Below are 22,898 nucleotides of genomic sequence, written 5' to 3'. Positions count from 1 at the left end.
GCCCCCACCAACGCCCGCACGTTCGTCATCCTGCGCCTGCTCGGCGTCCTCGCGGGCGTCCTGGCCAAGGCCACGCACGGCCGGATGCCCGCCGACCAGGAGACGATCCGCTACACCGGCGTCTACGGCGAGGACGGCCGCGGCCCGTACCTGATGCGCGAGGTCCTCGGCGGCGGCTCGGGAGGCCGCTACTACGCCGACGGCGAGGACACCATCCACGTCGTCCCCGACTCCCGCAACATCCCCGCCGAGTTCGCCGAGGCCCGCTGGCCGTTCATCGTCGAGCGCCTCGGCCTGGCCGCCGACTCCGGCGGCCCGGGGGAGTACCGCGGCGGCCTCGGCTACGACAAGCACATCCGCATGCTCCGCGACGCCCACTACATGTCGATCGCCGACCGCTCGATCCTGTCGTGCTGGGGCGTCAGCGGAGGCCGCGCGGGCCGCCCCTTCCGCGTGGAGATCGACGGCGAGGAGATGGACGGCCTCGTCGACGACCGGCCCGTCCGCGAAGGCCAGGTCATCCGCATCCGCACCACCGGCGGCGGAGGCTGGGGCGACCCCCTGAACCGCGCCCCGTCCCGCGTGGCCGACGACGTCCGAGACGGCAAGGTCTCCCCGGAAGGCGCCCACGACGACTACGGCGTAGTCCTGACCGACGGCGCAGTGGACGTGGAGGCCACCGAAACCCTCCGCGCCCGCCAACGCGCCGAACGCGGCCCCCTCCCGTTCTTCGACCGGGGCCCCGGCTACCCCACCCTCTCCGGCGGCCAGCCTTCCGCCGAAGTCGACACCCTCGACGACGCCCCCTAGGGCGTGACCGCCGTTACGAGCGCCGGTACAGCGCGACGGCGAGCGGGACGAAGACGGCTGCGATCCCGGCCGACCAGACGAGCGACAGGACGACCCAGTAGCCAGTGGTGTGGGCGAGGCCCGCCAGCGCGGGGTCGCCCAAGGCAAGCGAGCGGACCGCGTTCGACACGACGGTGACCGGCTGGTACTCGGCCACCGGCCGCATCCAGCCGGGCAGCGTGCCGACCGGCACGTAGGCGCTCGACACGAAGATGACGGGATAGATGAACATCGACGTGCTCTGCGCGGCCTGGGCGTTGGCGGACACCAGTCCCAGGCACACGTACATCCAGAGGAAGGCGAAGCCGCACACCAGGCACAGCCCGAACGCGAGCAGCGCTTCCGCGACGCTGCCGTGCGGCCGGAATCCGACCGCGAACCCCAGGGCCACGGTGACGGCGGTCCCCCAGGCCACGATCGCGAGGTCGCCCAGCGCCCGGCCGGTCAGCAACGCGATCCGGGGCACCGGCAGGGACCGCAGCCGGTCCAAGAGCCCCTGGTCGCCGTCCTCGGCGACTCCGACCGCGGCGCCCGTGCCCGTGATGAGGACGCTGGTCGCCACCATGCCGGGGATGAGGAAGTCGACGTACGGGACGGCGCCGAGGTGGATGGCGCCGCCGAAGATGAAGCGGAAGAGCAGGAGGAAGACCGCGCCTCCCACCATGCTGGACACCAGCAGCTGGGGCGAGCGCATGTACTTGCGTACGGTGCGCGCGGCCACCTGCGCGGCGGTCACGGCCGCGCTCGCACCCGGTGCTTGCGTATGAGCGGCGGTACCCGCATCAACGATCATGTGCTGCCTCCTCGGGATCGCCTGTTCAGGCCCGGCCGGCGTGCTCGGGCGCGTGCTCGGGCCGGTCCCCGCCGCCGGGGCGGGACGGACCCCCGGTCAGGGTGAGGAACACCTCGTCCAGTGTCGGCCGGCGCAGGGCGATGTCGTCGACCGCCAGGCCGAGGTCGCCGAGTGCCCGGACGGCGGCCGTGAGCGCCCGCGGCCCTCCGGCCGCCGGGACGGCCACCCGGCCGGTCCCGGCGTCGACGCGCGGCTCCCCGGCGCCGACCGGTGCCAGCGCCCGCACCAGTGCCGGCAGGTCCGCGGGGTGCCGCGCGCGGACCTCGATCATGTCGCGTCCGGCGCGGGCCTTGAGCTCGGCCGGCCGGCCGTGCGCGATGACCCGCCCGTGGTCGATGATCGCCACCTGGTGGGCGAGCTGGTCGGCCTCGTCGAGGTACTGCGTCGTCAGGAGCACGTCGGTGCCCCGCGCCACCAGGTCCCGGATGGCGTCCCACAGATGGTTCCGGCTGCGCGGGTCGAGGCCGGTGGTCGGCTCGTCGAGCAGCAGCAGCCGGGGCGCGCCGACCAGGGTCGCGCCGAGGTCGAGCCGCCGCCGCAGCCCGCCGGAGTACGTCGCGACCCGGCGGTCGGCCACGTCCTCCAAGCCGAGCCGCGCCAGTACCTCCTGCGCGCCCCCGGCCGCCTGCCGGCGGGACCGGCCGTAAAGGCGCGCCACCATGCGCAGGTTCTCGCGCCCGGTCATCGTCGGCTCGACCGCCGCGTACTGCCCGGCCAGGCCGATGATCTGCCGCACCCGCCCGGGGTGGCGGGCGGCGTCGACGCCGGCCACCCGCAGCCGCCCCGCCTCCGGCCGGACGAGCGTGGCGACCGTGCGCACGAAGGTGGTCTTCCCCGCGCCGTTGGGCCCCAGCACCGCGGTGACCTGGCCGCTGTGCGCCGTCAGGTCGAGCCCGGCCAGCGCCTCGACCTTGCCGAAGCGTCTGACCAGGCCGTCGGCCTCGATGATCGGTTCTGCCATCGCGGGTCTCCTCACCGCCGGGGTGTTACGCCGGCCGGGTCCGGTTCGTCAGTCTTATGACGGAGGACGGCGGAGGAAGGTAACGATGACCGAGCATGAACGGCTGGCCGAGTGCTTCGAGGAGCACCGGTCCCGGTTGCGGGCGGTGGCCCACCGGATGCTGGGTTCGGCCGGCGAGGCCGACGACGCCGTGCAGGAGGCGTGGCTGCGGCTCCACCGCTCGGACGTCACCGGCGTGCGGAACCTGGGCGGCTGGCTGACGACGGTCGTCGGCCGGGTCTGCCTCGACATGCTGCGCTCGCGCACCGCGCGGCGGGAGGAGCCGCTGGGCCTGCGGCCCCCGGAGACCGCCGGCGACCAGGCGGACGGACCCGAGCACGAGGCGCTGCTCGCCGACTCGCTCGGCGTCGCGCTGCTCGTCGTCCTGGACACGCTGGCCCCCGCCGAACGGCTGGCGCTCGTCCTGCACGACATGTTCGCCGTGCCGTACCGCGAGATCGCCCCCATCGTCGGCCGGACGCCGTCCGCGACGAAGATGCTCGCCAGCCGCGCCCGCCGCCGGATCCAGGCCGCCGAGGGCGTCCGGGACACCGGCTCCGGCCGCGGGCAGGACATCGTCGGCGCGTTCCTCGCAGCGTCCCGCGACGGCGACTTCGAGGCGCTGCTCGTGCTGCTGCATCCGGGCGCCGTCCTGCGCTCCGACCGGACGGCCGCGCAACTGGGCGCGGCGGAGGCCAGTGGCGCGGCCGGTATCGCCCGGCGGCTCTCCGGGCGTGCCCGGGGAGCCCGCCCGGCGCTGCTCGACGGGGGCGCGGGCGCCGCCTGGTCCGTCGGCGGAGAGCTGCGCGCGGTCTTCTCCTTCACCATCGCGGACGGCAGGATCACCGCGATCGACGTCATCGCCGACCCCTGGCGGCTCGCCCGGATCGACGTGGAGTTCCTGCCCGCCGCCTAGGACGCCGTGGGCGGCGCGCTCAAGCCAAGCGCGGGCGTCGCCGTCCCGGGCCTCCTCCCAGGCGGGCCACACCATGCACTTGGCCGCGGCGAGGTCGCCCTCCTCGGCCGCCGGGCGGAAGAGGCGCCCGGCCTCCCGACCATGCCGGACTCGGCCAGTCCCGCGCTCGGGACGTTCGTGCCCGGCAAGTAGAGTCAGGTGAATGGCGGACCTGCGCAAGCTGATACTCGCCGAACTCGGCGTCAAGCCGACGATCGTCCCGGGCGACGAGATCCGGGAACGTGTCGGCTTCCTCAAGGACTACCTGCGGTCGACCCCGGCCAACGGATACGTGCTCGGGATCAGCGGAGGCCAGGACAGCGCTCTCGCGGGCAGGCTGTGCCAGCTCGCCGCCGAGGAGTTGCGCGACGAAGGCCATGACGCGACCTTCGTGGCGGTACGGCTGCCCTACGGTGTGCAGGCCGACGAGCACGATGCGCAGGTCGCGCTGAAGTTCATCCAGCCCGACAGGTCGATCTCGGTGAACGTCAGGCCGAGCGCGGACGCCGCGGCCGCCGAGGCGGCGATCGGGCTGCACGAGCTGCTGGGCGACGAGCCCCGGCTGCGGGACTTCGTGCGCGGCAACATCAAGGCGCGCGAGCGCATGGTGGTCCAGTACGCGATCGCCGGGCAGCTGAACCTCCTCGTCGTCGGCACCGACCACGCGGCCGAGGCCGTGACCGGCTTCTACACCAAGTACGGCGACGGCGGCGTCGACCTCACCCCGCTGACCGGCCTGACCAAGCGCCAGGGCGCCGCTCTTCTGCGGGAGCTGGACGCGCCGCAGAGCGTCTGGAAGAAGGTGCCGACCGCCGACCTGGAGGACGACCGGCCCGCCTTCCCGGACGAAGAGGCACTGGGCCTGAAGTACACCCAGATCGACGACTACCTGGAAGGCGCCGACGTCACCCCGGACGTGGCCGCGAAACTGGAGGCGCTCTACCTCAAGACCCGCCACAAGCGCACCGTCCCCGCCACGCCGCTCGACGACTGGTGGGAAAACGGCGCTGGTCTCAGGTGACGGGCTTGGTGGCGCGGATGGAGTACATCAGCGGCAGGCGTGGGTGGCCTTTGGGGAGGCGGTAGGCGGTGTTGTGCTTTTCCAGGACGGAGAAGCGCTGCCAGAGGGTGTAGTCGTGTTCGTGGAGGAAGTCGATCTGCAGGCCCGCGGTGGTCAACGCCGTGACCACCTTGCCCAGGCCGTGGGAGAACTCGACCGAGCGGGTGTGCTTGACGGGCGCTTGCGGGTCGGCGTAGCTGCCCGCGCCGGGCTCGTCCCAGATCTGGGGTCCCTCGGCGAAGTAGTCGTAGGTGAGCGTGCGGCCTTCCTCGTCGTCGAGGGTGTCGGCGAAGGGGTGGAATTCCGCGAGGTAGACGAACCCGCCTGGACGCAGCAGCGATGCGGCGATTCCCGCCCAGCGGTCGATGTCGGGGAGCCAGCACAGGGCTCCGAGACCCGTGTAGACGATGTCGTAGGTCTCGCCGAGGACGGTCGTCGCGTCGTAGACGTCGGCCGCGACGAACCGGGCTTGGAGCGATGTCTCCTCCGCCACCGCGCGGGCGGCCCCGATGGCCTTCTCCGAGAAGTCCAGGCCGGTGACATGTGCGCCTCGCCGGGCCCAGGAGAGGGTGTCGAGACCGAAATGGCACTGCAGATGGACGAGTTCCCGGCCGGTGACGTCCCCGACTTCGTCCAGCTCGAACGGCCGCAGGGTTTGCCCGCCGGCCTTGAATCCGGCCAGGTCGTAGAAGTCGCTGGCGAGGTGGATCGGCACTCGTTCGTCCCAGAGCGCCTGGTTGACCCTGAGATAGTCGGCATCGGCCATGGCCGCGAGCGTAATCGTCCCGTGTGTCTTACCGGGTCGTGAAGCGGTGCTGGGTGAAGGTGGTGCCGTCCACTAGCAGATCAGCGCGGGCGCGGGTTCCGTCGGCGACGAAGTGGGCCTCCTCGCGGGTGGACCAGGCGTCCCACGCGTCCGCGTACTCCAGGCCGTCGCGGTCGATGGCTCGGGCGCGGCGGAGGTCGTGGGGAGCGTCGATCCATATGCGGTAGGCGGCGGGCGACTTCGCCCATGCCGAGCCGACGCCCTCGATGAACAGGAGGGGCGGGGGCGGGATCTCCTCGGCCGGGCCGTAGCGGTCGTGGTGCCAGTCGTAGCGGCGCAGGAGGGCGGGGCGTCCTTCGCAGAGGCGGTCGAGAACCGATGCGCGCAACGGCTCCCACCACGTGAGGGGGTCGGCGTCCCAGGGGACGCGGAAGTCGTCCGAGCGGATCACGGGCGCGCCGACCAGGGTCTCCGCGAGGTGGTCGGTGAACGTCGACTTGCCGGCGCCGCTCGGGCCGTCCACCGCGATGACGCGCACCGGTCCGCAGGACGGCGGCAGCGCGAGCAGGCGGGCGGCGAGCGCGGGGTAGGTCATGGCGGAGTCCGGCACGGACGGCATACTTCCAGGTGCCGACCCCGCGAAGGAGGACGTCCTTGCCCGGACCGCTCGAAGGCGTCGTGATCGTCGACCTCAGCCGTGTCGTGGCGGGCCCGCAGGCCACCATGGCGCTCGCCGACCTCGGCGCCAGGGTGATCAAGGTCGAGCAGCCCGGCACCGGGGACGAGACGCGCGGCTGGGGACCGCCGTTCGCGGGCGGCGACCAGGTCAGCACGTACTACCTGTCGATCAACCGGAACAAGGAGTCGATCACCCTCGACCTGAAGTCGGACGAGGGCCGGGGCACGCTCGCGCGGCTCGTCCGGCACGCCGACGTGCTGGTGGAGAACTTCCGGCCGGGTGTGCTCGACCGGCTCGGGTTCCCGGTGGAGCGGCTGCGCGAGCTGAACGCCGGGCTGATCGTGCTCTCCATCACCGGGTTCGGGCACGACGGGCCGGAGGGCGGACGGCCCGGCTACGACGCGATCATGCAGGGCGAGGCGGGCATCATGAGCGTGACCGGGCCGCCGGGCACGCCCAGCAAGGTCGGCCTGTCGATCGCCGACATCCTCGCCGCCGGCAACGGTGTCGCAGGCGTGCTGGCCGCCCTGTACGAGCGGAGCCGCACCGGACGCGGGACGGTCGTCCGCACCTCGCTGCTGGCGTCCGTGGTCGGCGCCCACATGTTCCAGGGGACGCGCTGGACGGTCGCCCGCGATGTCCCTGTGTCGGTCGGAAACGACCATCCGTCCATCGCTCCGTACGGCACGTTCCGCTGCGAGGACGGGCAGCTTCAGATCGGCGTCGCGAACCAGAACCTCTGGCGCAGGTTCGCCCCCATCGTCGGCCTCGACCCCGGCGATCCCCGCTACGCGACGATCCCCGACCGCGCCGCCCACCGCGCCGAACTGACCGCCGACATCGAGAAGGTCCTCGCCGGTGACACGCGCGACGCCTGGCTGGCGCGGTTCGACGAGGCGGGCGTGCCGGCCGGGGCCATCCGGTCGATCGACGAGGTGTACGAGCGGGAGCAGACGCGCTCGCAGGGCCTCGTCATCGAGGTCGACCATCCGCAGCTCGGCCCGATCGAGCTGCCCGGCCCGCCGCTGCGCTTCGACGGGGCGCCGCCGCGCGGGCACACCGCGCCGCCGCTGCTCGGCGAGCACACCGACGCGATACTGGCCTGGCTGGACGAGAAGGAGCTGGACGAGAAGGAGAGGGGCGAGTAGATGGACCTGCTCGGCGCGACGGGCGGCCCGGTGCGGATCGCCGGACGGGAACTGCCACGCGGCGAACTGCTCGGCTGGGCGTCCGCCGTCGCCCACGAGATCCGGGGCGCGGACGCGGTCGCCGTCCACGCCACCGCCTCTGTGGAGACGGTCGCGGCGGTCGTCGGCGGGGTCCTCGCGGGCGTGCCCGTGGTGCCGCTGCCGCCCGACTCGGGGCCTGCCGAGCGTGCGCACATCCTGGGCGACTCGGGCGCGCGCCTGCTGCTGGCCGGAAGCGACGCCGAACCCCTCGACGGCGAGCCGCCGCTCATCCCGGTCGACTCGCTGCCCCGCAACGGGAGTGCCCAGGACGACGCTCCCGCCGACGCGACCGCGCTGATCCTCTACACGAGCGGGACGACCGGCGCCCCCAAGGGCGTGCTGGTCTCGCGGAGTGCCATCGCCGCCGGGCTGGACGCCCTCGCCGAGGCCTGGGCCTGGACGCCGGACGACGTCCTCGTCCACGGGCTGCCGCTGTTCCATGTCCACGGGCTGGTCCTCGGTGTGCTCGGGGCCCTGCGGGTCGGTTCGCCGCTCGTCCATACGGGACGTCCCAAGCCGGAGCTGTACGCGAAGGCCGCGCAGGACGATCGCGGCAGCCTGTTCTTCGGCGTCCCCACCGTCTGGTCGAGGACGGCGGCCGACCCCTCCGCCGCGGAGGCGCTGAGAGGCGCCCGCCTGCTCGTGTCCGGCAGCGCACCGCTGCCCGTGCCCGTCTTCGAGCGGCTCTCCGAACTCACCGGCCACCGTCCGGTCGAGCGCTACGGCATGACCGAGACGCTGATCACGCTCAGCGCGCGCGCCGCCGGCGACAGGCGCCCCGGATACGTCGGCACGCCGCTGCCCGGCGTCGAGACCCGCCTCGCCGCCGAGGACGGCTCGCCCGTCCCGCCAGATGGCGAGACGCCCGGCGAGCTGCACGTCCGCGCACCCCTGCTGTTCAAGGGGTATCTCAACCGCCCCGAGGCCACCGCCGAGTCGTTCACTCAGGACGGCTGGTTCCGTACCGGCGACATCGCCACGATCGGCCCGGACGGGTGGCACCGCATCGTCGGCCGCGCGTCCACCGACCTGATCAAGAGCGGCGGCTACCGGATCGGCGCCGGCGAGATCGAGAACGCGCTGCTCGCGCATCCCGCCGTGAGGGAGGCGGCCGTCGTCGGGACCCCGCACGACGACCTCGGCGAGCAGGTCACCGCCTACGTCGTCGCCGACGGCGTCGGCGGGAAGCAGCTCATCGACTTCGTCGCCGAGCGCCTGTCGGCGCACAAGCGGCCCCGCGTCGTCCATCTGGTCGGGGCGCTGCCCCGCAACGCCATGGGCAAGGTCGTCAAGACGCGCCTGCCCGGCATCACGCCCTGAGGAGCCGCATGCGCCTGATCAGCAACGCCCGGCTCATCGGGCGGGACGGCCCGCACGACATCGAGATCGACGGCGACCGCCTCGGCCGCATCGCGCCCGCCGGGGAACTCTCCGGTGACGTCCTGGCCGACGCCGGAGACCACCTCGTCAGCCCTCCGTTCGTCGAACCCCACGTCCACCTCGACACGACGCTGACCGCAGGTGAGCCGCGCTGGAACGCGTCCGGCTCGCTGTGGGAGGGCATCGCCGTGTGGAGCGAGCGCAAGGCGTTCCTCACCCGCGAGGACGTCATCGACCGCGCGTCTGAGGTGCTGCGCTGGTACGCGGCCAACGGCGTCCTGCACGTGCGCAGCCATGTGGACGTCACCGACCCCGGCCTCGTCGCGCTGGACGCGATGCTCGAAGTCCGCGAACGGGTCGCCGACGTCATCGGCCTCCAGCTCGTCGCGTTCCCGCAGGAGGGCATCTGCTCCTTCGACGACGGCGCGGAACTGCTGGAGGAGGCCGCCCGCCGCGGCGTGGACGCGATCGGCGCCATCCCGCACTTCGAGGACACCCGCGAGGACGGCGTCCGCTCCCTGGAGATCGCCTTCGACATGGCGCAGCGGTACGGGCTGCGCCTGGACGCGCACTGCGACGAGATCGACGACGAGCAGTCCCGGTTCGTGGAGGTGCTGGCCACCCTCGCGCGGCGCGGCGGGCTCCGCGACCGGGCCACCGCGTCCCACACGACCGCGATGGGCTCCTACAACGGCGCCTACTCCTACAAGCTGCAGCGCATCCTGGCCCGCTCGGGCATCAACCTCGTCTGCAACCCGCTCGCCAACCTGTGCCTGCAGGGGCGCTTCGACGCCCATCCGAAGCGCCGCGGCCTCACCCAGGTCAAGGAGATGCTGGGCGCCGGGGTGAACGTCGCGTTCGGGCACGACGACGTCATGGACCCGTGGTTCCCGCTCGGCACCGCCTCCCCGCTCCAGGTCGCCCTGGCCGGCATCGCCGCCGCGCAGCTCACCGGCGCCGCCGAGATCGACGAGGCGTTCGCGATGGTGACCGAGCGGGCCGCGCGCGTCCTCGGCCTCGGCGACGGGTACGGCATCGCGCCCGGACGGCCCGCGAACCTCGTCGTGCTGCCCGCCGCGTCGCCGTTCGACGCCGTCCGCCGGCAGACCCGTCCGACGCACGTGATCGCGAAGGGACGGCTCGTCGCCGAGACGCCGGTGACGCCGACCCGCCTGACCTGGCCGGGCCGCGAGCCGGAGGACGTCGACTTCGTCCGCGCCCGCGACCGCTAGGGGAGCAGTTCCGCGAGGACGGGGCGGACCAGTTCCCGCGCGAACGACTCCGGCAGGTCCGGGCCGCCGTCGCCCTCGGCGAAGTAGTGCAGGAACCCCTGCTGGAAGCAGGCGCCCATCAGCAGGGCTGCGACCGCACCGGTGTCGGCGCCCGCCGCGACCCGGCCGAGGCCGCGCTCGGCGTCCAGGTACCGGGTGAGGGCGCGCACGGGCTCGTGCGGGCCCGCGCCGTACTTGCGCAGCGAGTCCCGGGTCGCCTCCATCAGCCGCGGCTGCGACACCATCGAGGCCATCATCGGGAACGCCTGCCGGTAGAAGCGCAGCGCGCCGTGGACGACGGTGACGAGATTGCCGTCCAGGGTCCCCTCGCCGGGGGCGCACGCCTTGGCGAACGCCGGCATCCGCTCCTTGAGGACGCTCAGCATCAGCTCCTCCTTGTCGCGGAAGTGCTTGTAGAGCAGCGCCTCGGAGTACCCAGCGGCCTTCGCGATCTCCTTGGTGGTGGCGCGGGCGACCCCGTGCCGCCGCATGATGTCCGCCGCGGCGTCCAGGATCCGTTCGCGCGCGCTCAATGGGCCCCCTTGACAGGTGAGTGAATGCTCACCACGATAGGGGTTAGTAAATACTCACTCACCCATGCGACCAGCCAAGGAGGCCCAGATGAGGCTCACGGTCTTCGGAGCGACCGGCGGGACCGGCGTGCTCACCGTCCGGCGGGCCTTGGACGCCGGGCACGACGTGACCGCCGTCGTCCGCGACCCCGCCGCGCTGCCCGACGAGGTGCGCGCCTGCGCCGAGGTCGTCCAGGCCGACGTCATGGACGCCGGCGCGATCGAGGAGACGGTCAAGGGACGCGACGCCGTCCTCACCGCCATCGGCACCCGCGACGGCCGCGCGCCGACGAGCGTCTGCGCGGACAGCACCCGCGCCATCATCGCCGCCATGCGGACGACCGGGACCGAGCGGTTCCTGCTCACCAGCGCGGCCGGCCTCCACGCCGGGCCGGGCGACGACCCGGTCACCCGGTTCGTGGTGAAGCCGATCCTGGAGCGCGTCCTCAAGCACTCGTTCGCCGACATGCGCGCCGCCGAGGCCGTCACCCGCGACTCGGGCCTCGGCTGGACGATCGTCCGCCCGCCGCGGCTCACGAACGCCCCCGGCAAGGGCCGCTACCGCAGGGCGGCCGACCGCAACGTCTTCGGCGGCGTATCGATCGCGCGCGCCGACCTGGCCGTCGCCCTCCTCGACCTGGCGGGCGACCGCGCCGGCAGCGGCCACGTGATCAGCGTGTCGGGATGACAGCTGTCACGCCGATCGGCTGACAGGCGCCGCCGGAACCGGTGACACGCGCTTCTACCGGCGGGCGCGCGTGATCGCGACGCTGGTGGCATGGAAACGAACGTGGAGACGAGCGCCGCCGTCCGCGTCGACGGCCTCCGCCAGCGGTACGGGGACTTCGAGGCCGTCGCCGGCATCTCCTTCGACGTCGCCGCGGGCGAGCTGTTCGCGCTGCTCGGCACGAACGGCGCCGGCAAGACCACGACGATGGAGACCCTGGAGGGGCACCGGGCCGTCCACGAGGGGACGGTCCGGGTCCTCGGCCACGACCCGCACCGGGAACGCCGCCGGGTCCGCCCGCGGATCGGCATCATGCTCCAGGACGGCGGCTTCTTCGCCGACCTCACCGTCGCCGAGACCGTCGAGCACTGGCGCGGCTTCACCCCGGCGGCGCGCGGCCGCGACGAGGCCATCGGCATGGCGGGCCTGGCCGAGAAGGCCGGCGTGCGGGTGCGGCAGCTGTCGGGCGGCCAGAAGCGCCGCCTCGACCTCGCGCTGGCCCTGCTCGGCCGGCCGGCGGTGCTCTTCCTGGACGAGCCGACGAGCGGCATGGACCCCGAGGCCCGGCGCGAGACCTGGCGGACCGTCCGGGACGTGGTGGCGGGCGGCACGACCGTCCTGCTCACCACCCACTACCTGGAGGAGGCCGAGCACCTCGCCGACCGGCTCGCGATCCTGCACCGCGGCCGGATCGAGGCGTCCGGCACGGTCGGCGAGGTCGTCGCAGGGCACGGCGACCGGATCACCTTCCGGCTCCCGGAGCGCCTCCGGGTCGCCGAACTGCCGGAGCTGAGCGGCGCCCGCGCCGACATCTCCGTGGACGGCGGCCACACCGTCGCCACCTACACCGTCAACGACGTCGGCCTCCAGGCCGGCCTCTACGCGCTGCTGCGCTGGGCCGACGAGCAGGACGTCCGGCTGGACGGCCTGCGGGCGCGCAGCGCGTCCCTCGAAGACGTCTTCCTGCGCACCGCCGAAGGAGCCACCCGATGAACCCGGCCGCCGTGCTGCGCGTCGCGCGCCTCGACCTCACCCTCCTCTGGCGCAACCGGACCGCCCTGTTCACCGTCGTCGGCCTGCCGGTCCTGTTCGCGGGCATGCTCGTCCCCATGCGCGGCCAGGAGATCGACGGGGTGGACGGCGCCCTGCTGCAGGGCACCGGCCACCTGGGCTTCTTCCTCGTCTTCGCCGTCTTCATGAACCTCGTCAACGTGTTCACCGCCCGCCGCGAGGACCGCACGCTCAAGCGGCTGCGCGGCACCGCGCTGACGGACGCGGAGATCACCGGCGGCAGCATCCTCACCGCGACCGCGATGTACGCCGTCCAGGCGCTCGCGCTGCTGGCCGTGCTGGGCGCCGCGATGGGCGGGCGGCTCCCCGCCGACCCCGTCCTCGTGCTCGCCGGGCTCGCGGGCGGCGTCGCCGTGTTCGCGACGCTGGCGTTCGCGGTGTCCGGCATCACCCCGAACGCCGAGCTGGCGCAGCTCACCGTCCTGCCGATCATGTTCGGCTGCATGCTCGGGGCCGGGGTGATGTTCCCCATGGACGGCCTCCCGGAATGGCTCCAGCGGATCTGCTGGTTCGTCCCGCTCAGTCCCGTCGTGGAGATCGTCCGGACCGGGTACTTCGGCCAGGACTTCGTGCACGGGGCAGGGCACGCGTCCCTCGCGTTCGGCGAAGGCTGGCTCGCCTGCGTGCGGTCGTTCCTCGTCCTGATCTTCTGGGCCGCCCTCGGCCGCGCCCTCGCCACCCGCTGGTTCCGCTGGGAGCCGCGGCACGCCTGACCATCACCGATTACAGTGCGAGGCCGGGGAGGAACACGAACATGACGGTCGCGACCACCGCGGACATCGAAGAACAGGCGGCCCGCAGGCTCGAACGGTACCGGCGGGTGACGTACCGCTCGTTCCTGTTCGCCGCCGTCGGCTTCCTCATCCCGGGCTTCGCCGGGCTCGAGAGCGCCTACAGCGACCGCCACGCCGGCGTGTGGCTCATCGCCGTGGTGCTGGCCGGGCTGGGCCTGCTCACCTGGTACTACATGCGGCTCGTCCGGACGGGCCTCGAAGACGGCGCGCCGCTGCGCGACATCGTGGCCAGCGGCGCCGTCGCCGCCGCGCTGAGCGCGATGATCCTCACCAGCCCGTGGTTCAGCGTCATCCCCATCTTCTGGATCTCCGCGGTGGCGCTGTCCCCGCTCGGCCGCAACCAGATCATCGCGCTGTGCGCGGGCACCGGGGCGTTCGTCGCCGCGATCGCCACGGTCGCCGCGGGCCGCCTCTTCCCCGACGGGGACGCGCCCTGGTACGCGATCTTCCCGATCCTGTTCGCCATCTACACCGTGACCTGCTTCCTGGTCCTGTTCGTCAACCGGTACCAGCGGCGCATGTGGGAGCTGCACCGGGAGACCCACGCGGCCCGCGACGTCCTCGCCCGCCTCGCCGTCACCGAGGAGCGGCTCCGCTTCTCCCGCGACCTGCACGACCTGCTCGGCCACAGCCTGTCGCTCATCGCGGTGAAGAGCGAGCTGGCGATACGGATGACGCGCGACGACCCGGACCGGGCCGCCGCCGAGATGGCCGACGTCCAGCGCGCCGCCCGGGAGGCGCTCCGCGAGGTGCGCGCCGCCGTCAGCGGGTACCGGGCGGTGGAGCTGGACGCCGAGCTGGCCGGGATCCGGGCGGTGCTGGAGGCGGCGGGCGTCCGCTGCGAGATCGGCGACCCGCCGGCCGCGCTGCCGCCGGAGGTCCGCGCGGTGCTGGCCTGGGTGATCCGCGAGGGCGCCACCAACGTGATCAAGCACAGCGAGGCCCGGCGCTGCGCGGTCGCGCTCACCCTCTACGGTGACCCCGTGGCAGGTGAATCGGTGGTACTGGAGATGCGCAACGACGGCGTGCGCGGCGCGGAGACCGCCGCCGGCTCGGGCCTGACCGGGCTCGCCGAGCGGGTCGCCGTGCTCGGCGGCGAGATCAGCTCCGGCCGGCACGGCCGCGACGGGTTCCTGCTGCGCGCCGCCGTGCCGCTCCCGCGCGCCGAGGCGGCGGACGCCGGGGAGGCCGTCCCGGCGGGGAGGACGGCGTGATCAGCATCCTGCTGGCCGACGACGAGCACCTCATCCGCGGCGCCGTCGCCGCCCTCCTCGGCCTCGAACCCGACCTGGACGTCGTCGCCGAGGTCGGCCGCGGGGACGAGGTCGCCGCCGCCGTCGCCGCGCACGACCCCGACGTCGCCGTCCTCGACATCGAGATGCCCGGCGCGGACGGCCTCACCGTCGCCGAGGAGCTGAACGCCGCCGCCGCCCGCTGCTCGGTGTGCATCCTCACGAGCTTCGGCCGCCCCGGCTACCTGCGCCGCGCCATGTCCGCGGGGGTCCGCGGCTTCGTCGCCAAGGACGCCCCCACCCACGAGCTCGCCGCCGCCATCCGCAAGATCCACGGCGGCGGCCGCTACCTGGACGCCGAGCTCGCCGCCGGCGCGATGGCCGCGGGCGACAACCCGCTCACCGACCGCGAACGCGAGATCCTCCGCCTCACCGGCACCGGCGCCGAGACGTCCCGCATCGCGACGCAGCTGCACCTGTCCGAGGGCACCGTGCGCAACTACCTGTCCACCGCCATGGCCAAGCTCGGCGAGTCCAACCGCGTGGGCGCCTTCCAGGCCGCCCGCGAAATGGGCTGGATCTGACACGGTTAGTCTGGGCGGCGTGAGTGAGCCACTGGTCGAGCGCATGCGCGGGTTCGGTGAGACGATCTTCGCTGAGATGTCCGCGCTGGCGGTCTCGACGGGATCGATCAATCTCGGCCAAGGTTTCCCGGATTCCAACGGCCCCGATTCCATCCTGGACGTCGCGGTCGACGCCATCCGGACAGGCGCGAACCAGTACCCTCCCGGCCCCGGCTTGCCCGAGTTGCGGGACGCGGTGGCGGCGCAGCGGCTTGAGCGGTACGGGCTGGAGTACGACCCGGCCACCGAGGTGTTCGTGACCGTCGGGGCGACCGAGGGCATCGCCGCCTCGGTGCTGGCGCTGGCCGACCGCGGCGACGAGGTCATCGTTTTCGAGCCGTACTACGACTCGTACGCGGCGGTGATCGCGCTTGCCGGGGCCGTCCGCAGGCCCGTCATGCTGCGGCCGGTGGAGGGTCGTTTCACGTTCGACCCGGCCGAGCTGCGCGCCGCCGTCGGACCGCGCACCAAGGCGATCCTGGTCAACTCTCCGCACAACCCGGCGGGTACCGTGTTCACGCGCGCCGAGCTGGAGGCCATCGCGGACGTCTGCCGCGAGCACGATCTCGTCGCGATCACCGACGAGGTGTACGAGTACCTGACGTTCGACGAGACCGAGCACATCCCCCTCGCGACGCTCGACGGCATGCGCGAGCGGACGGTGTCGGTGTCGTCGGCGGGCAAGTCGTTCTCCGTCACCGGGTGGAAGACCGGCTGGGTGACGGCGCCCGCGCCGTACGTCCGGGCCGTCCAGACGGTCAAGCAGTTCCTCACCTACGCGGTCAGCGCCCCCTACCAGCGGGCCGCCGCGTACGCGCTGCGCAACGAGGTCCCGTGGGTGGGGGAGCTGCGCAAGTCGCTGCAGGCCAAGCGCGACCGCCTCATCACCGGCCTGGAGGCCGCCGGGTTCACCGCCTACCGGCCGCAGGGGACGTACTTCGTGCAGGCCGACATCCGGCCGCTCGGGTTCACCGACGGCATGGAACTGGCCCGCGCCCTGCCGGAGAAGGCGGGCGTCGTCGCGATCCCGACGCAGGTGTTCTACGACCACGCCGAGGCGGGCGCGCACTTCGTCCGGTTCGCGTTCTGCAAGAAGGACGAGGTCATCGACGAGGCCGTCGAGCGCCTCGCCCGCCTCCGCTGAGAACGGTTCACCCGCCGCACCCACGCCGAGCCGCACACGGCCGAGGACATCGCGGGCGACGGCCTGTCGATGGCGTACCCGACGATGGGGCGGGTCGGCGCACGCCCCTAGAAAGTGCCGAAGAAGCGGCGCTCGTTGGGCGGATTTCGCCCGTGAGCGCCGCCCTTCGCGCGGGCTAGCGTCCGTCCCGTGACCTGGAACGGCGGGACGCTCAGCGGCGAGCGGATCCTGATCGCGCTCGGCGGCAACGCCATGACCGCGCCGGACGGCAGCGCCACCCCGGACGCCCAGGCGGCCGCCGTCGAGGCGGCGATGCGGCATGTGGCGGAGCTGGTCGCGGCGGGCGCGCGGGTCGCGCTCACGCACGGCAACGGGCCCCAGGTGGGGAACCTGCTGATCAAGAACCAGCTGGCGGCGGGTGTGGTGCCGCCGGTCCCGCTGGACTGGTGCGGCGCGCAGACCCAGGCCACCGTCGGCGTGATGATCATGAACGCGCTGGAGCGGGCGCTGGCCGCGTGCGGCGCCGCCCGCCCGGTGGCCACCGTGGTGACGCGGACACTCGTGGACGCCTCCGACCCCGGGTTCGGCGCCCCCGCCAAGCCGATCGGCCGCTACTTCCCGGAGGCGGAGGCGCGCCGGGCGATGGCGCTCGGCGAGACCTGGCGGCGGTTCGGCGAGCGCGGCTGGCGGCGCGTCGTCGCCTCGCCCGAGCCGCTGGAGATCCTCGACGCGGACGCGGCGGCGGCCCTGCTGGACGCCGGGCATGTCGTCGTCGCGGCGGGCGGCGGGGGAGCGCCCGTGGTCCGGGTGGACGGGGCGCTCCGCGGCGTCGAGGCCGTCATCGACAAGGACCTGGCGGCGGCGCTGCTGGCCCGGCGCCTCGACGCGACCACCCTCGTGATCGCCACCGACGTCGAGAACGCGATGGCCGGGTTCGGGACGCCGCGGGCCCGCCCGCTGGAGCGCACGACCGTCGCGGAACTGGCCGAGCTGGCCGCCGCCGGGCACTTCGCCGGCGGCAGCATGGGCCCGAAGGTCGAGGCGGTGCGGCGGTTCGTCGCGTCCGGCGGGCGCCGCGCGGCGATCGCGTCGCTGGCCCGGCTCGGCGACGCCGCCCACGGGAAGGCCGGGACGGTCGTCGAGGCGTGACGCCCGGACTCCGAGGGGGTAAAGATCGATGACCAGAGCAGCTGAGGAGCGATGACGTGCCCGATCCGATCGAAGTCCGCAAGATCCCCATCGAGAGCGTGACCGACGCGGCCGGGCTGGCCCGGCTGATCGACGACGGCGTCCTGGAGGCCGACCGGGTCCTCGCCGTCGTCGGCAAGACCGAGGGCAACGGCGGCGTGAACGACTACACGCGGCTGCTGGCCGACCGGGCGTTCCGCGAGGTCCTCATCGCCAAGGGCACCCGGACGGCGGACGAGGTCGCGCGCGTCCCGCTGGTGTGGTCCGGCGGCACCGACGGGGTGCTCAGCCCGCACGCGACCGTCTTCGCCACCGTCGACCCGGCGAAGGCGCCGCGGTCGCGGGAGCCGCGGCTGTCGGTGGGCGTCGCGATGAGCGACATCATCCTGCCGGAGGACATCGGGCGGCCCGCGATGGTCGAGACGGTCGCCGCCGGCGTCCGCGAGGCGATGAAGACCGCCGGGATCGACGACCCCGCCGACGTCCACTACGTCCAGACCAAGACGCCGCTGCTGACCCTCGACACGATCAACGACGCGAAGTCGCGCGGCCACGGCGTCGTCACCGAGGACACCCTCAAGTCGATGGACATCTCCAACTCGACGACGGCGCTCGGCATCGCGGTCGCCCTCGGCGAGGTCGAGACGCCGTCCGCGGAGCAGATCCACAAGGACCTGTCGCTGTACTCGTCCGTCGCGTCGTGCTCGTCCGGGGTGGAGCTCGACCGGGCCCAGATCGTCGTCGTCGGCAACGTGCGCGGCATCGGCGGCCGCTACCGGGCCGGGCACGGTGTGATGAAGGACGCCCTCGACGCCGACGGCATCTGGGACGCGGTCAAGGCGACCGGCCTGGAGCTGCCCGACCGGCCCCGCACGTCCGACCTCGGCGACCGGCTCGTCAACGTGTTCATCAAGTGCGAGGCGGACCCGGGCGGCTCGGTCCGGGGACGCCGCAACATCATGCTGGACGACTCCGACGTGCACTGGCACCGGCAGATCAAGGCGTGCGTCGGCGGCGTCGCGGCCTCGGTCACCGGCGACCCGGCGGTGTTCGTGTCGGTCGCGGCCGTCCACCAGGGCCCGTCCGGCGGCGGCACCGTCGCCGCCATCGCGGACCTGGGCTGACCCAACCCGAAACGGAGAGTATCCGTATAGTCGCCCACCGCGGTCGCCGGAGGCTATACCCTTCCTGCCGTGTCCGGATTGACGATTCCCGAACCGCAGTTCCCCGGGGACGACGGGAGCGCCGACCCCCGGCTGTGTGAGGCCCTCACCGGGTACGCCGCCGGGCGCGTCGGCGCGCACACGGTGCTCCGGCGGCTGCAGGGCGCCAGGCTCCTCGTGCCGATCGTCGCCGTCCTCACCGAGGAGGAGGACGTGGCTCCCGGTGAGCTCCGCCGGGAGAAGTCGAGCGACATGGCGCTGCCCACGCTCATCGGCGACGACGGGCGGCGGGGCGTGCTCGCCTTCACCTGCACCGAGACGATGAAGGCGTGGCGCGCCGACGCCCGCCCCGTGACGGTGCGCGGCGGCGACGCCTGCCGCGCCGCCCTCGACGAGGCCGCCGACGCGCTCGTCGTCGACGTCGCCGGGCCCGTCCCGTTCGCCGTGGACGGCCTGCGGCTGCACCTGCTCGCCGAGGGCCGTCCCGTCCCGCCCCCGCACGAGGACCCGGACGTCCTCGCCGCCGTCGAGGCCGCGTTCGGCTCCGACCAGTCCGTCAGCGGCGTCCGCGTCACCGAGGGGACGTCCGCGGACGTGGCCGTCCGGTTCGCCGTCGTCGCCGGCCACGACGAGCGCCGCACCGTCCAGCGGGTGTCGGACCGGCTCGCCGAGGTGCTGCGCGGCCGCATCGTCGGCGGCGTCGAGCTGAACGTCATGCGCCGATAAATGGTTCGCGCCGGCCGCGGCCGCTTTGGCACGCTGGCCGCATGATCGACGTCGACGCCTTCGTCGCGGACGGGTTCGTCCGGGTGGCCGGGGCGTTCCCCCGCGAGCTGGCCGCCGAGTGCCGCGAGATCCTCTGGCGCGGTACGGGCTGCGACCCCGGCGACCCCGCGACCTGGACGCGTCCGGTGGTGCGGCTCGGCGACCACGCCCAGGAGCCGTTCCGGGCCGCCGCCAACACGCCGCGCCTGCACGCCGCGTTCGACGCGGTCGTGGGGAAGGGCGCCTGGGAGCCGCGCGGCAGCCTCGGCTCGTTCCCGGTGCGGTTCCCCAGCGACGAGGCGCCCGGCGACGACGGCTGGCACATCGACGCGAGCTTCCCCGCCGAGGGCGGCGACCCCGCCGACTACATGCGGTACCGGGTGAACCTGGCGTCGAAGGACCGCGCGCTGCTGATGCTGTTCCTGTTCTCGGACGTCGGCGAGGACGACGCGCCCACCCGCGTCCGGGTCGGCTCCCACCTCGACGTCCCGCAGATCCTGGAGCCGGCGGGAGAGCCGGGCCTCGGGTTCATGCCGCTGGCGCGCAAGGCCGTTCCGGCGACCGAGCACCGCCCGGTCGCACTGGCGGCGGGGGAGGCGGGCGACGTGTACCTGTGCCATCCGTTCCTCGTGCACGCCGCGCAGGCGCACCGCGGCACGCGGCCCAAGTTCATGGCGCAGCCTCCGCTGGCCCCGTCCGGCCCGCTGCCGGAGACGTCGCCGGTGCGCGTCGCGATAGAGCGAGGTCTCGGGCGGTCCTAGGCTTCACTCGTCCGCCGCCCCACTTGGAGATCTCCCGTGCTGACCATGCAGGACGCCCTGATCCGCCTCACCGACTACTGGGCGGGGCGCGGCTGCCTCGTCGCGCAGCCGATGAACACCGAGGTCGGGGCGGGCACCCTCAACCCGTCCACCGCGCTGCGCGTGCTCGGTCCGGAGCCGTGGCGGGTCGCCTACGCCGAGCCGAGCGTCCGCCCGGACGACTCCCGGTACGGCGACAACCCGAACCGGCTGCAGACCCACACCCAGTTCCAGGTGATCCTCAAGCCGGAGCCGGGCGACGCGCAGGACCTCTACCTCGGCAGCCTCGCCGCGCTCGGCATCGACCTGCGCGCCCACGACGTCCGGTTCGTCGAGGACGACTGGGCGTCGCCGGCGCTCGGCGCGTGGGGGCTCGGGTGGGAGGTGTGGCTGGACGGCCTGGAGATCACCCAGTTCACCTACTTCCAGCAGTCGGGCGGGCTGACGCTCGACCCCGTCTCGGTCGAGATCACGTACGGGATGGAACGCATCGTGATGGCGCTCCAGGGCGTCTCCCACTTCAAGGACATCGCGTACGCGCCCGGCATCTCCTACGGGGAGGCGTTCGGGCAGGCCGAGTACGAGATGAGCCGCTACTACCTGGACGACGCCGACATCGCGACGAACCGGGAGCTGTTCGAGGCGTACGCGGCCGAGGCGCGGCGGATGCTGGACGCCCGGCTGCCCGTCCCGGCCCACTCGTACGTGCTGAAGTGCTCGCACGCGTTCAACGTCCTGGACGCGCGCGGCGCCATCGGCACGACCGAGCGCGCCCGCGCGTTCGCCCGGATGCGCGGGCTCGCCCACGAGGTCGCCGCGCTGTGGGTCGAGCGCAGGGCCGAGCTCGGACATCCGCTGGGAGACGCCACCACCCGCACCGCCGACGCGGGCCGGCCCGTTCTGCCGGACCTGCGGACGGCCGGGGCGTTCGCGCTGGAGATCGGTGTCGAGGAACTGCCGCCGGGGGAGGTCGCGCGGACGGCCGAGCACGTGGCGGGCCGGCTGCGGGACGAGCTGGAGGAGGCCGGGCTGTACACGGACGCGTCCTCGCTCGACACGTGCGCGACGCCCCGCCGGATCATCGTGGTCGCCCGCGACCTGGAGCCGCGCGAGCCCGACACCGAGCAGGTCGTGAAGGGGCCGCGCCTCGCCGCCGCCTACGACGACTCCGGCCAGCCGAGGCGGGCGTTGCTGGGCTTCGCGCGGGGGCAGGGCATCGAGGTGGCGGACGTCCAGCGGGTGACCGTGTCGGGCGGGGAGTACGCCGGATTCGTCCGGAAGGTCGTTGGACGTCCCGCCGCCGAGGTCCTGGCCGCCCAGCTACCGGACATCGTCGCCGGGCTCCGCGCCGGGAAGAACATGCGGTGGAACGCGCCCGGACTGTCGTTCGCCCGCCCGATCCGCTGGCTGCTCGCCCTGCTGGACGGCGAGGAGATCCCGTTCACGGTCGCGGGCATGACGGCCGGCCGGTCCACACGCGTCCACCGCACGGCCGCGTCGCCGCTGGTCGAGGTGCCGGACGCGCCGTCGCTCGTCCCGGTACTGCGCGAGCACGGGATCGAGCCCGTCCCGTCGCGGCGGCGGGCCCGCGTCGTCGAGGACGCCGGAGCCCTGGCGCGGCGCCGGGGCGGCACGATCGACTTCGCCGGCGAGGACGGCCTGGTCGAAGAGATCGTCGATCTCGTCGAGGAGCCCGTGTCCATCCTCGGGTCGTTCGACGAGAAGTACCTGGACCTGCCCGAGGAGATCCTCACGACGGTCATGCGCAAGCACCAGCGGTACCTGCCGGTGCGGGCGTCCACGGGCCGTCTCCTGCCGCACTTCGTCACGGTCGCCAACGGCGAGTGCGACCACGACGCCGTCCGGGCCGGGAACGAAGCGGTCCTCCGCGCGCGCTACGAGGACGCGTCGTTCTTCTACCGGCAGGATCTCGGCAGCACGCCCGAGCAGATCAAGGAGGGGCTCGGCAGGCTCACGTTCACCGAACGCCTCGGCTCCATGGCCGACCGGTCGTCGCGCATCGCCGCGATCGCCGCCGACCTCGCCGGCCGGCTCGACCTCGGCGGCGAGGAGCGGGCGGCGCTGCTCCGGGCCGCCGGGCTGGCCAAGTTCGACCTGGCCTCGTCCATGGTCATCGAGCTGTCGAGCCTCGCCGGGACGATGGCCCGCGAGTACGCCCGCCGCGCGGGCGAGGACGGCGCCGTCGCCCAGGCCCTCTACGAGATGGAGCTGCCCCGGTCGGCCGGCGGCGCCCTGCCCGGGTCGGCCACCGGGGCCGTGCTCGCCGTCGCCGACCGGCTCGATCTCCTGGCGGGGCTGTTCGCCGTCGGGTCCGCCCCGACCGGCAGCTCCGACCCGTTCGGGCTGCGGCGCGCGGCGCTCGCGCTGACCGCGATCCTGCGGGACGTCCCGCGCCTCGCGCCCATCACGGTCGGGGACGCCCTCGCCGCCGCCGCCCGGCACCAGCCCGTCGACGTCCCGGCCGACGCCCTCGCGGAGGCGGGCCGGTTCGTCGCGCGGCGCCTGGAGCAGAACCTCCTGGACGAGGGGCACCCGGTGAACATCGTCAGGGCCGTCCTGCCGCACGCGGACGCGCCCGCCCACGCCGCCCAGGCCGCGACCGACCTCGCGGGGCTGCTGCGGTCGTCGCGGTTCGAGCAGCTCACGACGGCGTTGCAGCGCGTCCTGCGCATCGTCCCGCACGGGACGCCGGCCGGATACGACGCGTCGCTGTTCACGGAGGCGGCCGAACGGGACCTCGACGAGGCGTTCACCCG

General features: G+C 73.6%; 22 protein-coding genes. 17 read left to right on the top strand and 5 right to left on the bottom strand.

The genetic code is table 11. The features are described from left to right. The coding region (locus E1293_RS25775; protein ID WP_165978391.1) for a hydantoinase B/oxoprolinase family protein at nucleotides 1–810 on the top strand (810 nt) is incomplete at its 5' end. 13 nt (nucleotides 811–823) lie between these two features. Here the strand turns inward: E1293_RS25775 and E1293_RS25770 are convergent. Both E1293_RS25770 and E1293_RS25765 read right to left on the bottom strand, forming a co-directional pair. Further along, complete coding sequence (locus E1293_RS25770; RefSeq protein WP_132200054.1) at nucleotides 824–1,642, bottom strand: ABC transporter permease; 819 nt, start codon at nucleotides 1,640–1,642, stop codon at nucleotides 824–826. A 25-nt stretch (nucleotides 1,643–1,667) separates the two neighbouring features. Beyond that, a complete protein-coding gene (locus E1293_RS25765; RefSeq protein WP_132200053.1) occupies nucleotides 1,668–2,663 on the bottom strand; it encodes an ATP-binding cassette domain-containing protein in 996 nt (331 codons plus the stop codon). An 85-nt stretch (nucleotides 2,664–2,748) separates the two neighbouring features. Here E1293_RS25765 and E1293_RS25760 point away from each other — a divergent pair, with 85 nt between their 5' ends. Together E1293_RS25760 and nadE are read left to right on the top strand one after the other, a co-directional pair. Then, nucleotides 2,749–3,618, top strand: coding sequence for a sigma-70 family RNA polymerase sigma factor (locus tag E1293_RS25760; RefSeq protein WP_132200052.1), 870 nt, complete (start codon nucleotides 2,749–2,751; stop codon nucleotides 3,616–3,618). A 202-nt stretch (nucleotides 3,619–3,820) separates the two neighbouring features. Next, entirely contained in the window at nucleotides 3,821–4,678 is an 858-nt protein-coding gene (nadE, locus tag E1293_RS25755) for an ammonia-dependent NAD(+) synthetase (protein ID WP_132200051.1), read from the top strand. On the opposite strand, the gene E1293_RS25750 is transcribed toward nadE, so the two are convergent. After that, the gene (locus E1293_RS25750) at nucleotides 4,671–5,483 is read right to left on the bottom strand and encodes a class I SAM-dependent methyltransferase (RefSeq protein ID WP_132200050.1); all 813 of its coding nucleotides are present in this window, start codon (nucleotides 5,481–5,483) and stop codon (nucleotides 4,671–4,673) included. The two genes, nadE and E1293_RS25750, sit on opposite strands and share 8 nt — an antisense overlap. Nucleotides 5,484–5,511: 28 nt before the next feature. Beyond that, nucleotides 5,512–6,102, bottom strand: a complete 591-nt coding sequence (locus tag E1293_RS25745) for a uridine kinase family protein (protein ID WP_424923671.1) — start codon at nucleotides 6,100–6,102, stop codon at nucleotides 5,512–5,514. Nucleotides 6,103–6,137: 35 nt separating this feature from the next. Between E1293_RS25745 and E1293_RS25740 the strand changes: the two genes are divergently transcribed. Genes E1293_RS25740 through codA form a run of 3 tightly spaced genes read left to right on the top strand, consistent with a single transcriptional unit; the run spans nucleotide 6,138 to nucleotide 10,003 of the window. Then, the gene (locus E1293_RS25740) at nucleotides 6,138–7,310 is read left to right on the top strand and encodes a CaiB/BaiF CoA transferase family protein (RefSeq protein ID WP_132200049.1); all 1,173 of its coding nucleotides are present in this window, start codon (nucleotides 6,138–6,140) and stop codon (nucleotides 7,308–7,310) included. Continuing rightward, nucleotides 7,311–8,711: an acyl-CoA synthetase gene (locus E1293_RS25735; protein ID WP_132200048.1), complete on the top strand. Its 1,401-nt coding sequence runs from the start codon at nucleotides 7,311–7,313 to the stop codon at nucleotides 8,709–8,711. It abuts the gene before it with no gap. 8 nt (nucleotides 8,712–8,719) lie between these two features. Next, nucleotides 8,720–10,003, top strand: coding sequence for a cytosine deaminase (gene codA / locus E1293_RS25730; protein ID WP_132200047.1), 1,284 nt, complete (start codon nucleotides 8,720–8,722; stop codon nucleotides 10,001–10,003). On the opposite strand, the gene E1293_RS25725 is transcribed toward codA, so the two are convergent. Next, nucleotides 10,000–10,575: a TetR/AcrR family transcriptional regulator gene (locus tag E1293_RS25725; RefSeq protein WP_165978390.1), complete on the bottom strand. Its 576-nt coding sequence runs from the start codon at nucleotides 10,573–10,575 to the stop codon at nucleotides 10,000–10,002. The two genes, codA and E1293_RS25725, sit on opposite strands and share 4 nt — an antisense overlap. A gap of 88 nt (nucleotides 10,576–10,663) precedes the next feature. On the opposite strand from E1293_RS25725, the gene E1293_RS25720 reads away from it, so the two are divergent. The 11 genes from E1293_RS25720 to E1293_RS25670 all read left to right on the top strand — a co-directional run. Beyond that, nucleotides 10,664–11,302 carry an NAD(P)-dependent oxidoreductase gene (locus tag E1293_RS25720; protein WP_132200046.1) on the top strand — a complete coding sequence of 213 codons (639 nt, stop codon included), beginning with the start codon at nucleotides 10,664–10,666 and terminating at the stop codon, nucleotides 11,300–11,302. A 90-nt stretch (nucleotides 11,303–11,392) separates the two neighbouring features. After that, the gene (locus tag E1293_RS25715) at nucleotides 11,393–12,334 is read left to right on the top strand and encodes an ABC transporter ATP-binding protein (protein ID WP_132200045.1); all 942 of its coding nucleotides are present in this window, start codon (nucleotides 11,393–11,395) and stop codon (nucleotides 12,332–12,334) included. Next, nucleotides 12,331–13,125, top strand: coding sequence for an ABC transporter permease (locus E1293_RS25710; protein WP_132200044.1), 795 nt, complete (start codon nucleotides 12,331–12,333; stop codon nucleotides 13,123–13,125). The genes E1293_RS25715 and E1293_RS25710 overlap by 4 nt, the downstream gene beginning before the upstream one ends. 41 nt (nucleotides 13,126–13,166) lie before the next feature. Further along, on the top strand, nucleotides 13,167–14,420 hold the full coding sequence (locus E1293_RS25705; protein ID WP_132200043.1) for a sensor histidine kinase: 1,254 nt from the start codon (nucleotides 13,167–13,169) through the stop codon (nucleotides 14,418–14,420). Beyond that, entirely contained in the window at nucleotides 14,417–15,022 is a 606-nt protein-coding gene (locus tag E1293_RS25700; RefSeq protein WP_132200042.1) for a response regulator transcription factor, read from the top strand. The genes E1293_RS25705 and E1293_RS25700 overlap by 4 nt, the downstream gene beginning before the upstream one ends. A 19-nt stretch (nucleotides 15,023–15,041) precedes the next feature. Beyond that, on the top strand, nucleotides 15,042–16,205 hold the full coding sequence (locus E1293_RS25695) for a pyridoxal phosphate-dependent aminotransferase (protein ID WP_132200041.1): 1,164 nt from the start codon (nucleotides 15,042–15,044) through the stop codon (nucleotides 16,203–16,205). A 189-nt stretch (nucleotides 16,206–16,394) separates the two neighbouring features. After that, nucleotides 16,395–17,354, top strand: coding sequence for a carbamate kinase (locus E1293_RS25690; protein WP_243716539.1), 960 nt, complete (start codon nucleotides 16,395–16,397; stop codon nucleotides 17,352–17,354). A gap of 56 nt (nucleotides 17,355–17,410) precedes the next feature. Continuing rightward, on the top strand, nucleotides 17,411–18,517 hold the full coding sequence (bar, locus tag E1293_RS25685; protein WP_132200040.1) for a barbiturase: 1,107 nt from the start codon (nucleotides 17,411–17,413) through the stop codon (nucleotides 18,515–18,517). 69 nt (nucleotides 18,518–18,586) lie between these two features. Beyond that, the gene (locus tag E1293_RS25680) at nucleotides 18,587–19,282 is read left to right on the top strand and encodes an SseB family protein (RefSeq protein ID WP_132200039.1); all 696 of its coding nucleotides are present in this window, start codon (nucleotides 18,587–18,589) and stop codon (nucleotides 19,280–19,282) included. Nucleotides 19,283–19,323: 41 nt separating this feature from the next. Further along, nucleotides 19,324–20,082, top strand: a complete 759-nt coding sequence (locus E1293_RS25675) for a phytanoyl-CoA dioxygenase family protein (RefSeq protein ID WP_132200038.1) — start codon at nucleotides 19,324–19,326, stop codon at nucleotides 20,080–20,082. A gap of 45 nt (nucleotides 20,083–20,127) precedes the next feature. After that, on the top strand, nucleotides 20,128–22,898 hold a 2,771-nt coding region (locus tag E1293_RS25670; RefSeq protein ID WP_132200055.1), incomplete at its 3' end, for a glycine--tRNA ligase.

Source organism: Actinomadura darangshiensis (genome assembly GCF_004349235.1).
GTDB lineage: Bacteria > Actinomycetota > Actinomycetes > Streptosporangiales > Streptosporangiaceae > Spirillospora > Spirillospora darangshiensis.
The sequence above is the reverse complement of the archived record's forward strand: the minus strand, read 5'-3'. Positions and strand labels throughout refer to the sequence as shown.